General features: G+C 55.5%; 18 protein-coding genes and 1 tRNA gene. 3 read left to right on the top strand and 16 right to left on the bottom strand.

Going from position 1 to position 11,783, the window contains the following annotated elements; genetic code table 11:
• Positions 1–76: 76 nt before the first annotated feature.
• The 13 genes from ACTOZL_RS09350 to ACTOZL_RS09410 form a co-directional block, all read right to left on the bottom strand.
• Positions 77–202 (bottom strand): hypothetical protein, encoded by a 126-nt coding sequence (locus ACTOZL_RS09350; RefSeq protein ID WP_482478091.1) that lies wholly within the window; start codon positions 200–202, stop codon positions 77–79.
• A gap of 596 nt (positions 203–798) precedes the next feature.
• On the bottom strand, positions 799–1,242 hold the full coding sequence (locus ACTOZL_RS09355; RefSeq protein WP_482478092.1) for a hypothetical protein: 444 nt from the start codon (positions 1,240–1,242) through the stop codon (positions 799–801).
• A gap of 30 nt (positions 1,243–1,272) precedes the next feature.
• Positions 1,273–1,524, bottom strand: coding sequence for a ferredoxin reductase domain-containing protein (locus ACTOZL_RS09360; RefSeq protein ID WP_482478094.1), 252 nt, complete (start codon positions 1,522–1,524; stop codon positions 1,273–1,275).
• On the bottom strand, positions 1,521–1,739 hold the full coding sequence (locus tag ACTOZL_RS09365) for a hypothetical protein (RefSeq protein ID WP_482478095.1): 219 nt from the start codon (positions 1,737–1,739) through the stop codon (positions 1,521–1,523). The genes ACTOZL_RS09360 and ACTOZL_RS09365 overlap by 4 nt, the downstream gene beginning before the upstream one ends.
• A 3-nt stretch (positions 1,740–1,742) precedes the next feature.
• Entirely contained in the window at positions 1,743–2,612 is an 870-nt protein-coding gene (locus ACTOZL_RS09370) for a phage major capsid protein (RefSeq protein ID WP_482478096.1), read from the bottom strand.
• A 20-nt stretch (positions 2,613–2,632) separates the two neighbouring features.
• Positions 2,633–3,064: a hypothetical protein gene (locus ACTOZL_RS09375; RefSeq protein WP_482478097.1), complete on the bottom strand. Its 432-nt coding sequence runs from the start codon at positions 3,062–3,064 to the stop codon at positions 2,633–2,635.
• Positions 3,065–3,618: 554 nt separating this feature from the next.
• A complete protein-coding gene (locus ACTOZL_RS09380) occupies positions 3,619–3,831 on the bottom strand; it encodes a hypothetical protein (RefSeq protein WP_482478098.1) in 213 nt (70 codons plus the stop codon).
• 51 nt (positions 3,832–3,882) lie between these two features.
• Positions 3,883–4,053, bottom strand: coding sequence for a hypothetical protein (locus ACTOZL_RS09385; protein ID WP_482478099.1), 171 nt, complete (start codon positions 4,051–4,053; stop codon positions 3,883–3,885).
• Positions 4,046–4,237, bottom strand: coding sequence for a hypothetical protein (locus tag ACTOZL_RS09390; RefSeq protein WP_482478101.1), 192 nt, complete (start codon positions 4,235–4,237; stop codon positions 4,046–4,048). Before ACTOZL_RS09390 ends, ACTOZL_RS09385 begins: the two co-directional genes overlap by 8 nt.
• Positions 4,238–4,430: 193 nt before the next feature.
• Entirely contained in the window at positions 4,431–6,515 is a 2,085-nt protein-coding gene (locus ACTOZL_RS09395; RefSeq protein ID WP_482478102.1) for a phage NrS-1 polymerase family protein, read from the bottom strand.
• Positions 6,512–6,820 (bottom strand): hypothetical protein, encoded by a 309-nt coding sequence (locus tag ACTOZL_RS09400; protein ID WP_482478103.1) that lies wholly within the window; start codon positions 6,818–6,820, stop codon positions 6,512–6,514. The genes ACTOZL_RS09395 and ACTOZL_RS09400 overlap by 4 nt, the downstream gene beginning before the upstream one ends.
• On the bottom strand, positions 6,817–7,008 hold the full coding sequence (locus tag ACTOZL_RS09405) for a helix-turn-helix domain-containing protein (RefSeq protein WP_482478104.1): 192 nt from the start codon (positions 7,006–7,008) through the stop codon (positions 6,817–6,819). Before ACTOZL_RS09405 ends, ACTOZL_RS09400 begins: the two co-directional genes overlap by 4 nt.
• Positions 7,009–7,011: 3 nt before the next feature.
• Positions 7,012–7,212 carry a helix-turn-helix transcriptional regulator gene (locus ACTOZL_RS09410; RefSeq protein WP_482478105.1) on the bottom strand — a complete coding sequence of 67 codons (201 nt, stop codon included), beginning with the start codon at positions 7,210–7,212 and terminating at the stop codon, positions 7,012–7,014.
• Between the two features lie 138 nt (positions 7,213–7,350).
• On the opposite strand from ACTOZL_RS09410, the gene ACTOZL_RS09415 reads away from it, so the two are divergent.
• Positions 7,351–7,920 carry a helix-turn-helix domain-containing protein gene (locus ACTOZL_RS09415; protein WP_482478106.1) on the top strand — a complete coding sequence of 190 codons (570 nt, stop codon included), beginning with the start codon at positions 7,351–7,353 and terminating at the stop codon, positions 7,918–7,920.
• Positions 7,921–8,369: 449 nt separating this feature from the next.
• Entirely contained in the window at positions 8,370–9,560 is a 1,191-nt protein-coding gene (locus ACTOZL_RS09420) for a tyrosine-type recombinase/integrase (protein WP_482478107.1), read from the top strand.
• Positions 9,561–9,638: 78 nt separating this feature from the next.
• Here the strand turns inward: ACTOZL_RS09420 and ACTOZL_RS09425 are convergent.
• Positions 9,639–9,726: transfer RNA gene (locus ACTOZL_RS09425), tRNA-Leu, on the bottom strand.
• Positions 9,727–9,911: 185 nt separating this feature from the next.
• Here ACTOZL_RS09425 and ACTOZL_RS09430 point away from each other — a divergent pair.
• Positions 9,912–10,673, top strand: a complete 762-nt coding sequence (locus ACTOZL_RS09430) for a hypothetical protein (RefSeq protein ID WP_482478109.1) — start codon at positions 9,912–9,914, stop codon at positions 10,671–10,673.
• A gap of 74 nt (positions 10,674–10,747) precedes the next feature.
• On the opposite strand, the gene ACTOZL_RS09435 is transcribed toward ACTOZL_RS09430, so the two are convergent.
• Both ACTOZL_RS09435 and ACTOZL_RS09440 read right to left on the bottom strand, forming a co-directional pair.
• Complete coding sequence (locus ACTOZL_RS09435) at positions 10,748–10,996, bottom strand: IreB family regulatory phosphoprotein (RefSeq protein ID WP_482478110.1); 249 nt, start codon at positions 10,994–10,996, stop codon at positions 10,748–10,750.
• Positions 10,997–11,096: 100 nt separating this feature from the next.
• Positions 11,097–11,783 (bottom strand): phenylalanine--tRNA ligase subunit beta-related protein (locus tag ACTOZL_RS09440; RefSeq protein ID WP_482478111.1); only part of this gene is annotated, 687 nt, incomplete at its 5' end.

The following is an 11,783-nucleotide window of genomic DNA, read 5'->3' on the forward strand; positions in this document are numbered from 1 at the left end:
CTCTTTTTGAGCAAGGAAACGCTTAGTTTTGTTACCCCCCCCCGCCGAAAAACTACAAAATTTCTTCGGCGTTTTCTTACAATTTCAAATTGGCGTTGACAATGTACTCGCCGGTGGTCTGGCCTAGCTGCTCTCTGGCTTCCGTCACTTGGTTGTGGAGCTCGATGGGGATGAGAGCGCAGAGGTTTTTTCGTTCTTCCATGGGATATCCTCCTTGTTTGATCTTGAGGCAAGTATACTCGAAAGCAGGCAGGAAAGCGATGACCAAGACCACCAAGGAAGGATGGACAATGCAGGCAGAACTACCAATCCAAACAACCCCGGGAAAGCAAAAACGCCGCCTGCGGCCTGCCGGGATTTCGGCAGGCTGCAGACGGCGTCTGGCAATCACATTTCTTTTTTAGCTGTACGAAAGAGTTCGAGTCCCTGCGGCTGCGGAAACGACTTGCTGGCATCTTTTTTTGTGTGATTTTTGAATCGCGCTCCCTATTTCTGGAAAACTTGACTCTTTTTCGTGATTTTGGCCTATTTTGTTGCAGAATATGCGAAAAAGCCACACAAATGTGTGGCTTTTTCTCCTGCATCTTTTTCATCAACACAGGCTGGTGCGCGAGGCGGGACTTGAATTTTCCACATATGCCGTATCTGTTGAAATGCCGCAGAACGAAAGTTAATAAAATCGTTGTGGCACAACAACTTTGCAGAAATCGTTGGAATGGCGCAGAACAGCACACGGACCGCTAAAGGGAAAAAACAAGGGAAAAAGAAAGAGTCAGGAAAACGGATTCCCCGACCCTCTCACAACCCCGGAAGCGGCCCATACAGGGCCAGAGTGAACCGGCGCAAAGCCTGATCCCGGCGGCGGTAGACGGCGCTGGTGTCTATGTTCAGCTGATAGCACAGCTCATTGATGGAACCCTTGACCTTGTGTATGTAGCAGTACTCCAGCGCTAGCTGTTCCTCATCATCCAGGACGGACAACCCGCCCTCGACGATGGACACCCACAGCTCGGCTTCCTTCAGCTTGCGCTTGAGATCGTCCCGGCGGGTGATGTTGGAGATCATAGCATCTTCCCGGCTGCTGGCGCTGCTTCCAGTCCTGGGCATACCGTCCAACCGTGCGGCCCGAATACCGGTATAGGCGTCTCCCAGGCGCTCCAGCTCCTGGGAGATATCCTCCAGTGCTTGGCGCTGGGTGTCGTAGCCTTTCAGCTTGTCAATGGCTTCCTGCTTCCAGTCCATAGGCTACAACCTCCAAAAACATACGGGTGGTTATTGCTGTTCTGCCAGTTCCTCCAGATCAGAGAAGTCCCAGGGGTCGAGCATACCCCGAAGTAGGGAGGACGTGGTTTCATCCTGGGCCAGAACATCAACCACATCCTCCCGCCTACAAATCTCGTCCACGGCCGCCAGGATGCCCACGGTATTGCGGGAAGCGTCCGCATAGACTAGTGTCACATTGGAGAGCTGGCGGCCCACCAGGGCCGCCTTGACGCGCTCCACACGCTTTAGAAATGCGTTCATCTCTTTCTGTTTTCCTCCACCAGCTTTTCCAGTTCGTCTAGTTTCGTCTGCTGCTCGTCGGTACGGATAGCCCCAAGGCAGATATTGCAGCCATAAAGGATTGCGTTGGCCGTCTTAGGGTCTATTTCCCCATTGAGCAGCATATTGGATATACGGTTGATTGTCCGCCGGACTTCTCCAGGTGTGGACATTTTCAACCGTTTCTTGCTGGACATGGTTTACTCGCTGTCCTCTCCGCTGGGGGGAGTGGTAACAGGTTGGGACTGGTAGTAGATTGCTTTAGCTTTGTTGTCCAAGACAAAGGCATCATAACAGATACGACCCTCCACCAGTGCGCCGGAGATGCCGGGCGGGTTTTCGTGGATGGTGTAGTCCTCCAACTTCACCGGGGCCACGGTGGCGCAGGGATGGGCCACCAGGAAGCCAAAGCCCTTGGGCAGGCGGACAGCAGGGACTTTCAGCACATTCATCCCGTCCAGGATGCCGATAACACCTTTCAAGCGTAGGTCGTTGCCCACATCCGTTTCCATCACGATATCTTTGCACTTTTTCATCAGCACATAGACAGCGGGCGTCACCACCAGTACACGGTCCGTCTCCGGGACCTCCGCATCATCCATGGCCAGGGAAGCCGCCAGGACCTCTTCATAGATGGTTTCGGGGGTCAGCGCCTTTGCAGCAGGCTTGTAGCCTGCCTTGGCACACATCACATTGTAGGTGTAGGCGTCCACTTCGGGAATCACCACCTCCCGGTTCTGCCGGGCCAGGGCGGCGGCTGCTGCCACCTGCTGGGCAGTCTCGTCCGTGTCTAGCTTGTCGATAGTGAAGGTGAAAGAACGGTCACGGGTCAAGGTAAATTCCTCGGTGGTGGCGTCCAGGTCGGCCACAGCGCCGTACCGGCTCCAATTCCCCTGGGCGGGGCCGTTGCGCCCGTAGTCATTCATCTGGGACGTTGTGATTTTGTAAACCTTGATAGTGTGCGCCCCGGTCCAGTCAAGGTCCTGGTTGGTGACAAGGCTTTTCTTGCTCTCCGTGGCAAATTGCTCATCAGTGTATGGTTGAAATTTGGTTACCAGATCGATAGCCATTATGGCTCCCTCCTAAAATCTCAGATTTCAGGCTTGAACGCTGCCGCGATGGGGTCAGGACCACCGCCAGTGAGCTTATTGCTCTCTCCTGGTCTCCACCCCTCAAACTTGCTGCGGCCTCTAGTGATAGCCGGGAAGGCTTTCACCAGCTTATCCACAGCGGTTTTGAATTTGGCCGTGTCAGAGCTGTCCAGCACGTCCAGGAACTCCGCCGGGTAATTCTTGCTATCCAGGTATTCCCGGCAGTCTAATCGCGCCTCGCGGGCCTTCAATGCCTGCTCTCGCTCGTCTGCCGGGGATGGCTCTGCTTTGGCTCTCTCGCGGGCCAGCCGGTCAGCAACGATGCGATTTACTTCTTCTTGTGTGAACGTCCTCTCGCTGCCCTGTCCCCCGCTGGCCTCCGGGGTGGGAGTTGTGGACTGCTGGCCGTTCTGGTTGATGATCTCGCTCATGATGTACCTCCAGTTTTACGCCCTTGAGTTTGGGCTGATTCTATCCCCTGGACAGACAGAGCGCACCCAGTTCCAGACCCCTAACCTTCCGGGAACACCCCCGGCACCTCCCGGACTATTGACCGGGCTTGGGGTAAGGGACCTGGACAAGATGGGTGGCGCCCGCCAAGTAACGGATGCCGCCCATCCAAGCCGACCGGGTAACCCCTAATCTGCTCTGGGTGGGCTGTGTCTACCCAGGAGATAAAAAAACAGGCACGGGAAACGATCATCAAACCGTTTTCCCGCGCCTGTCGCCACAGACATTCCCCCGAAGGGTGGTACTCATCCCGTGCCTATTTTCACGTTAATTATACCATAGAGGGGGGGTGTCGGTCAAGGTTTTTCCTTTGTGCTGCAAGGGTTTTTGCAATTTCTAGTTGTCACATATAGGGCCATTTTGGGGGCCTTAGAGTTGTCCCGCCGGACCTTTGCGTCAGGATACCGCTGGAGAAGGAATGCCAGATTAGCGGCTACCTCCCGATCTTCCTCCGGCGAATAGGTACACTTCCACTTCACGCCATATCCCTCTTGTTACCCTGCTCCCGAACAGCGTCTATCACTTCGCTGATGCTCTGATGTGCTACCCAGATTGTAGAGGCAATCACGCCGGGAGAAACCGGACAGTCAGCACCTTCGTTTGTGATGCGCCAGGCCAGTTGTAAGACATCCAACGTCTTATCTATTTCTTCCAGCTGATGCTCCTGGATTAGATACCTAGAATTCATACTTGACTTCCTTTCTCCACCCCTGCTACAATAGGGGCGGACCTTGTTTGATTAGTTGTCCTGCTTGGTCTCTTTGCCGCTCTCGGTGTTCGCAGCACGGAGAGCGGTCTTTTTTACAGGCTTTGGGGGCCAGCCCTGAAACGGGCCGATGCGCTCCCTGCATCCATGCTGGAGCATATGCTTCGCCGTCTGGCAGTCGTGGAAATGTTTGTGCTTACTCATGTGTGTTTCTCCTTTCTCTGGGCACATATAGTATTCCGGCCAATCCATCACCTAGGCTTATAATTTGTGCGCCTAGCTCCTGGGCCGTGGTCAGGATGCAGCCACCCTCTGGCTGGTCGATGTAACGATCTGGACAGTCACGCTCACAGGGGACCTCATCCAGGGGGCATATCAGTTGTTCCATGGTGTTGTTCTCCTTTCGTTGTCCGTCAGATTGTTTTGAAGTGGTATAGTACGCGAAAACCGTTGTACCACAATGGATTGCGTATTATACCAGGTGGTCAAATACACGAGCTGTACTTGCTGTACTTGCTATTTTTACTCCGTACTATACCAGGTGGTCAAGTACGGAAACCGTTGCGGCTCTAAGGAAAATCCTATACTTGACCATTTAGATCAAGTTGACCTGTCTGCCCATCCCAAGGTGTGGGCGTTTCAACTGGAAGTTCCTTAAAGTCCTCTTCCGGAGAGGTCAGAATTTGGAGGTTCCATATTCTGTTTGAATTGCCTCCAGTGGGAAAGCTCCGTATTTTCCCCTCAGCTTTCAAGCTGGATTTCGCCCTTTTGATGGCGCTGAAACTGTATCCAGCTAGCTCAGCCTTTTTGTCCAATTCAGCAGTTGGCATAGTGCCTCCGGCCTCATTCAACGTCTTCACAATGAAAGCCATACAATCTTCTCGAACAGGGGCAGACTTTGCTTGTTCAGCTCCCATGACATATTCGCGATCCCGCTTCCAGCTAGTACCCACCTTGTGAATCAGACCGTCTGCGTCGATGGTAAACAAGATGGTCTCTTGCAAGGGGCCATAGTTGTTTTTCTCGTTAGATAGGTAGCGCACCCCCTGTTCCTCTGTGAAGCCTGCCATGAGGACAGACCGGGCAATGTCCCACAGATCGGCGCTGTCCGCGATGCGGTCCCGCCCGCTGGCCTTTGGTCGCTTATTGGTGTGGCAGACGATCAGCGCCGTGGTGTTGATGTCCTCCCCGATGGAGATCAGCGGGGCCAAGCAATCGCGCATTTCGTTGCGGCTTCCCATGTTCACCTTTGGTGGTGTGAAGCCCTGTACCGGGTCGAATACGCACAAAACGGGGTGAAGATAACGAAGCACCTTGTCCATTTCTGGGGTTCCAAATTTCAGGTTGCGCAACAGGCCAGAACGATCTCCGACAAAATCCGGTGTGATGATGTTCCTCATGTTGGCCCCGGCCAGCCGCAGCTTTTTACGCAGTTTCTTCCTTACACTGTCCTCGGTCGTCAAGAACGTGATCCGCATAGCCTCCCGGGTATGGCCCGGCGGGTCCAGGATACAGGTAGCGCCGTTGCTCAATGCTGCAATGATATGGCACCACAGAGTTGTCTTGCCGATACCGCCGTCTGCCGCAATGACGGATATCTGACCCTCCGGTATCCATCCTGGCACCAGCCATTTTGCTTCCTCCTCAGGGAAGTCCTCCAGGGGCTTGAACAGAGCAAGTAGCTCATCCATGCTAGGGGTCTTTCTGTTCGGCCCGAAGTCTTGCGCCGCTGATTGCTGTCGGCTCACTACCGGGTCATATCCTGGGCCGGTCATGGTGCTGACGGCGTTCTGGATGGTGATAGCTCCATAGGTGCTGCCGCTCTGGGGCCTGTCCCACTTCTCCCGCATAAGGCCGGACTGACGGAAAAGGCGGTCTATCCGGACGGGGTCCTTGTTGGTCCAGAAGGCCAGAGCATTGCACAGGGCTATGTCAGCCTCGGAGGCAGACTTGTACCCGCTGACGTCCCCAGCCCATAGGGCGGAGAACTGCGCCCCATTCTTGGCACGTTTGGCCCGCTCGATCAGAGCCATATCATCCACGTCAATCGCACTGCCTCCAATCTCCGCGCCCCAGTCCATCGGAGCGGCGGGGGTGGGCGTCTTTGTTTTGGGCCGGACCATGTACTTCTCCAGCACCGCCGCCAGCTGCTCCCCCCGTTCCTCCAAGTCCAGACCGGAGGTGAGGGAGTCCCCGGTGACAGTGACATACTTCTGCGTACTCCCGGCTATGTAGATCTCCAGGCCGGCTTTCTGGTTGTTGATGTAGTACCGGGCCTTGTCGTACGGAAAGCCCTCTGGAACGGTGAATAGGATACGCAGGCCCTTGCCGCTGGGAGAATACTCCGTGTATGCTTGCATGGTGTCCACCACATCAAGGGCCAGCTCCGACAGCTCCCCGGCCTCATCTATGCAATGGTCGATGTCGATAGTGCCCAGGTTGCCGAAAAGTCCTACACCGACCCCGTCGTATCCTCCGCCGCCCTCCAAGGCCTCCAGGGCCACGTCCAGCGGCGCGAAAGTAGCCGGGTTAGTACTCTGAGCCTTGCCGCCAGTGCGGGGGTTGTAGGGGATCTTGGTACGCTTACCGCCCCGCTCCTCATACCGCCAGCAGCAGAACAGGCCGGTTTTCCGCAGCTGGGCGGGAAGGTTGTTTACTTGAATCAATCAACACCACCCCCATACAGATATTCCCACTTGGCCTTGGCGTCCTGGTGCTCCGAATACTGCCGGACCATCTCCTCCAAGTCCAGGCAAACCTCCTGCTTTTTGGCTCTCCCGATATCCTGCACCCCATAGCCCTGCCGATTGTACAGGCGCTCGATCAGCTCCTTGCTGGACTGTCCAACCAGCTGCGCCGCTTGCAGCTGGGCCTTGGTCAGGACGATTAGGTCCTTGCGCTGTTCTCCGGTGCGGTGGTCCTTGATGCTGACATCAAAGGTCCGCAGTTGGATGGTCATCGTTGTTTTCATAGTGCCATACCTCCATTTTTCTTCGCCTGGGCGTTTACCCAGTCCATCAGTAAGTTATAGGGGATGCGGGTGGTGTTGCCGATCTTCAGGGCGGGGAAGTCCGCCCGGTGGGTCCAGGTGTACACGGTCTTGTCGCACACCTTGAGCAGCTTTGCCGCCTCTGGTACGGTAAGAATCGCGTCTGGCATGGGTTAGCCCTCCTTCTCGATAATTTCCGCCACAGGAACCCCCAGGCCTGCCGCCAGCTTGCCAGCGGTCTTAGGCTCACAGGTCCCGCGCCGGAGGATGGTGCTGACGTTCTGCCGGGAAATCCCGCAGCTTTCCGCATAGGCCGCTTTGGTCAGACCATGCTCCGCCAACATGGTTTCGATGCGCATTGTGTTGATTGTCATTCGTTGTTCACCTCCGATATCGTTCGTTTGAATGTATTATATATCATTCCATCGAATGTGTCAATAGTGTTTTAAAATGTTTTGCAATTCGCTTGAATGTTTTATCTTTTTGTGATATCCTAGTAACGAGGTGATTCTATGAGTGTAGGTGAACGTATTCGTGAATGCAGAAAATCCATCGGTCTTACGCAGCGGGAGCTTGCCGAGAAATCTGGAGTTGCAACAGTTTCGGTCCAACAATATGAGCGTGGGGTTCGTCAGCCCCGTACAGAACAGCTTAAAGAAATAGCCGCTGCCTTGGGTGTTTCTCCACTTTATCTGCTGGGGGATGAAACAGCCACAATGAGCCGGGCTGATGTGGCGGCATCCATAGGGCTGGAGGATTATTTGAAGTCACTAGGCTATGAGTTCATCATGGGCTATGAGTACGAAGGAGAAGAACATGACCTTTGCATAGATCGAAAACGGAAAAAGCTATATCTGCTCCCGCCACGTCAGCTGGAAACCCTGGAGCAATCTTTGAAAACTTTTACAAAATTTAGTCTTTCCGAATTGGTGAGCGAGGGAAAGGAAATCAGTGATACAGAAGGGTGGTTTTCTAACCGTCGAGAGCGTCCAGCGGTCCCACAAACGCCCCCGCCACCCACAGAGGGTACAGATACCACCCAGGCCCCGGAGGGGTTGCGGGAGCCGTCAGCGGGAGATTAGAGGATATGGAAATTCCCGTACCCCCGCAGGGGAAATACCCGTGGGGGAGCCGCCAAAGGGGGATTAAATTTGAGCCCCCTTTCCTCGTTATTGGGGGGGGGGACGCCGTATACCCCCTTGACTTAGATTCAAATTTTTCCCTCAAATGGGAAGAATTTTCAAACTTCCCGTTTGAGGGACGTTTGAAACTCTTACCACACAACGGTCCGATGCCGGAATTCCGTCATCGGAGGTATTGCTTCTTCCCCCCGTGCGGGAAATTCCACGCACCCTGCTTCTTCGTATATACGCGAAAAAGCATGAATTTGAGCAAAAAGAAACCCCGCCAGGCGCTACCAACACCTGACGGGGCGATGCACAACAAATACCAGGACAGTCAATCATGGCACCAGTGCGCCTATTATTATATCCGAAAAGCGCCGTGGTGTCAAATCAGAAAGGAGCACATCATGGCAAAAAAGTCAGCAAAGGGCGGCGGAACCATCCGAAAAAAGACCGTCACCCGCAATGGGAAAGAGTATACCTACTGGGAGGCCAGGGTGACCACAGGCCGGGACCCTGGCACCGGGAAGCAGGTGCAGCGGTCCTTCTCCGGTAAGACACAGAAGGAAGTCCGGGAGAAGATGCAGGCCGCAGCCGTAGAGGTGAACCAGGGGACATATACCGCCCCGTCTAAGCTCACCGTTGGGCAGTGGCTGGATGTGTGGGCTTCGGAATACCTGGGCGGGGTCAAGCCCCGGACAGTGGACTCCTACCGCTCCACCATCAAAAACCACATCAAGCCCGCCCTGGGGGCAGTGAAGCTGGACGCGCTGACTGCGCCCACCATCCAGGCCTTTTACAATGGCCTGGGGAAGCCACGCAAAGACAAGCCCGGCCTGTCCCCCAAGACCATTAAGAACGTCCACGGCGTCCTCCATAAGGCCCTACAACAGGCTGTGGCCGTGGACTACATCCGCGCCAATCCGGCGGATGCCTGCACCCTGCCAAAGGTGGAGCGCCAGGAGCTAAAGCCCTTAGACGAGGGCGACACAGCGCGGTTTGTTGAGGCCGTAAAGGGCCATCCCTTTGAAGCGGTGTTCCTTGTCACACTGTTCACGGGAATGCGCCAAGGGGAAGTCCTGGGGCTGACATGGGATTGTGTGGACTTTGACCGTGGGAGCATCACCATCAACAAACAGCTTCAAAAAGAGCGAGGCGGCACAGGAGTTTACCACCTGGTTTCCCCAAAGAACGGGAAGGGGCGGGTGATCCTGCCAGCAACCGCGGTAATGGCCCTCTTGAAGCGCCACAGGGCAAAGCAGAACGAGCAGAGGCTAAAGGTCGGCCCGCTTTGGGAGGACAGCGGACTGGTGTTCACCAATGAGATTGGACAGCATCTGTCGGCGCAGACGGTATATCTTCATTTCAAGAAAATCGCCGCCGCCATCGGCTGCCCAACAGCCCGATTCCATGACCTACGCCATTCCTACGCAGTGGCCGCGATTCGCTCCGGGGATGATATCAAAACTGTGCAAGGCAATCTCGGTCACGCCACCGCAGCCTTTACCCTGGATGTGTACGGCCATGTCACAGACCAGATGAAGCAGGACAGCGCCGCCCGGATGGATGCCTACATAAAATCTCTGTCTGGCTCTTAAAGGGAAACAGAAAGGGAAAACAGTCTGCCAAAAGATAGAGAAAAGCCTTGTAGCTGTTGTGCTACAAGGCTTTTTCTGTGGTGCGCGAGGCGGGACTTGAACCCGCACGTGCGTATTGCACACTAGAACCTGAATCTAGCGAGTCTGCCAATTCCACCACTCGCGCATATCCTCGTCTCATGGGACTTGCTTATCATAGCACGTCTGGCCCTGCTTGTCAACCGGATTTTAGGATTATTTTGCCGAAAAATTCCTCTTTTACGGGAAATGCTGTGAAGGGCCCTAAAATTTTCCGTGGACGCTTTTGTTCCGGTCCGAAGCTGCCGATAGAATCAATAGGAGGGACAGCGTATGAACGAGATGAAGGTTTCCGCTGTGCCCATGACCGGAGTGGTCCAGCACAGCACGAAGGCACAAAACCCTCAGCCCGGGGCGGGGGAAGATGTCTCCCAAGAACAGACCGTTGGGGCTGTTGCGAAACGGGGAGAGGATGAGATCAACAACCTCAAAGAGATGTTGCAGCAGGCCAAGGAGAAGGCTGAGGAGCGGCGGGACAGCTTGAAGCTCAAGCAGAACAGCGCCCAATATGGGGACGCTGCCATGATGGCCTATGCCCGCTTGGCCCGGGCCAGGAACCAAGGCCAGGTCAACGCTGCGGCCAGCTATGCCCAGCGGCAGATTGTCCGCTTCCAGTCTGCCCTGCGCAGCGACAGCGAGAACGCCGAACGCATCAAGGCCGCCATCCGCCAGCTGCAAAAGGCCGTGGGTCGGGCAGGGAAGAAGAAGCGGGAGCTCCAAAAAGAGGATATCATCAAAGCCCGGCAGCGCAAGGCCAAGCTGGAAAAACAAAAGCGGAAGTCTGCCAGTTTGCAGCAGGAGCTTACCCGGCGCAAATCCATGCGCCTGATCCGGGAATCCGGCTACCTGCGGGAAACGGAGATCGACAACCGGCTCCAAGCCCAGATGGCCGCCACCCGGATGGAGCTGCGGGCCCAGAGCCAGGCGCTGGCGGAGCAGTTCGGCCCGTCTATGGAACAGGTATCCCAGGAATATGCAGCGCAAGCTGGGATGGTGGAGGTTGCCCCTGCCGGTGGGGTAGACATCCAGGCGTAATCAGGTTCTATTGCGCAAAAAAACGGCGCCCCCGCAAGAAGGGGGCGCCGTTTCTACATCCTCAAGCAATATCGTCAACTGGACAGATACTGCCGCACCAGCTCTTGGAGCAGCTCATCCCGGTCCAGCTTCCGGATCAGTGTTCTGGCGTTGTTGTAGTTGGTGATATAGGTGGGGTCCTCGGAGAGGATATACCCGACAATCTGGTTGATGGGATTGTATCCCTTCTTTTGCAGGGCGTCATAGACGGCCATCAAAATAGTCTTCATTTCATTGTCCCGCTCCAAAGGAACCTGAAACTTTCGGGTAAATTCTGTATCCATTGCGATCCCCCCTATTTATGAAATAAAACTTGCAACAATCCTATCATACTACGCAAACCCAAGAAAGTAAAGGGGAAAAGGACGAAAAGCCAGGAAAAAATTAGCGTAACGTGGCGCCGAAGTCCTTTTCCAGGGCCTTCAGGATTAAGGCCAGCTCGTCGTCGGCCTCCTGGGCGGTGAGGCTGCGCTCGTCCGAACGGAGGACCAGGTTGAATGCCACGGATTTCTTGCCGTCGGGGAGGTTGGCGCCAGTATAAATGTCGAAGAGGGCGGCCTCTTTCAGCAGCCCCTGGGCGGCGGTGCGGATGCAGCCCTCTAGGGCGCTGACGGTGACGCTGCTGTCCACCAGCACGGCGATATCCCGGGTCACAGCGGGGAACTTGGGCAGGGGGGCATATTCCGGGTCAGCGCCCCGGGCGGCCATGAGGGCGTCGAAGCGTAGCTCCGCGCAGTAAAGCTCTGCGTCCACGTCGTAGTTGGCGGCAGCCAGGGGGTGTATTTGCCCCAACACCCCGATTTCCGTCTCCCCAACATAGACCTTGGCGCAGCGGCCGGGGTGGTAGGAGGGGTTGCCACTCTCTGCCACGAAGGAGATGTTCTCTGCCCGGATGCTCTCCAACAGGGCTTCCACGGTACCTTTCAGGGTAAAGAAGCTTTCCTCCGGGCCATATTGCCCCAGGGAGAGGATTTTGGGCTCATCGGCCATGCCGTCCTCTCTGCCCCAGTAGGTGCGGCCCAGCTCATAGAGGCGGGCGGACTTGTTGCGGTAGTTGTAGTTCCGGGAGAG

Source organism: Evtepia sp. (assembly GCF_056797215.1).

Excerpts from the sequence above, each read along its gene's own strand:
- ACTOZL_RS09350 (WP_482478091.1), bottom strand. The coding sequence starts at position 202 with ATGGAAGAACGAAAAAACCTCTGCGCTCTCATCCCCATCGAGCTCCAC.
- ACTOZL_RS09410 (WP_482478105.1), bottom strand. The coding sequence starts at position 7,212 with ATGACAATCAACACAATGCGCATCGAAACCATGTTGGCGGAGCATGGT.
- ACTOZL_RS09405 (WP_482478104.1), bottom strand. The coding sequence starts at position 7,008 with ATGCCAGACGCGATTCTTACCGTACCAGAGGCGGCAAAGCTGCTCAAG.
- ACTOZL_RS09390 (WP_482478101.1), bottom strand. The coding sequence starts at position 4,237 with ATGGAACAACTGATATGCCCCCTGGATGAGGTCCCCTGTGAGCGTGAC.
- ACTOZL_RS09415 (WP_482478106.1), top strand. The coding sequence starts at position 7,351 with ATGAGTGTAGGTGAACGTATTCGTGAATGCAGAAAATCCATCGGTCTT.
- ACTOZL_RS09375 (WP_482478097.1), bottom strand. The coding sequence starts at position 3,064 with ATGAGCGAGATCATCAACCAGAACGGCCAGCAGTCCACAACTCCCACC.
- ACTOZL_RS09370 (WP_482478096.1), bottom strand. The coding sequence starts at position 2,612 with ATGGCTATCGATCTGGTAACCAAATTTCAACCATACACTGATGAGCAA.
- ACTOZL_RS09435 (WP_482478110.1), bottom strand. The coding sequence starts at position 10,996 with ATGGATACAGAATTTACCCGAAAGTTTCAGGTTCCTTTGGAGCGGGAC.
- ACTOZL_RS09355 (WP_482478092.1), bottom strand. The coding sequence starts at position 1,242 with ATGGACTGGAAGCAGGAAGCCATTGACAAGCTGAAAGGCTACGACACC.
- ACTOZL_RS09430 (WP_482478109.1), top strand. The coding sequence starts at position 9,912 with ATGAACGAGATGAAGGTTTCCGCTGTGCCCATGACCGGAGTGGTCCAG.
- ACTOZL_RS09420 (WP_482478107.1), top strand. The coding sequence starts at position 8,370 with ATGGCAAAAAAGTCAGCAAAGGGCGGCGGAACCATCCGAAAAAAGACC.
- ACTOZL_RS09400 (WP_482478103.1), bottom strand. The coding sequence starts at position 6,820 with ATGAAAACAACGATGACCATCCAACTGCGGACCTTTGATGTCAGCATC.
- ACTOZL_RS09360 (WP_482478094.1), bottom strand. The coding sequence starts at position 1,524 with ATGAACGCATTTCTAAAGCGTGTGGAGCGCGTCAAGGCGGCCCTGGTG.
- ACTOZL_RS09365 (WP_482478095.1), bottom strand. The coding sequence starts at position 1,739 with ATGTCCAGCAAGAAACGGTTGAAAATGTCCACACCTGGAGAAGTCCGG.
- ACTOZL_RS09380 (WP_482478098.1), bottom strand. The coding sequence starts at position 3,831 with ATGAATTCTAGGTATCTAATCCAGGAGCATCAGCTGGAAGAAATAGAT.
- ACTOZL_RS09385 (WP_482478099.1), bottom strand. The coding sequence starts at position 4,053 with ATGAGTAAGCACAAACATTTCCACGACTGCCAGACGGCGAAGCATATG.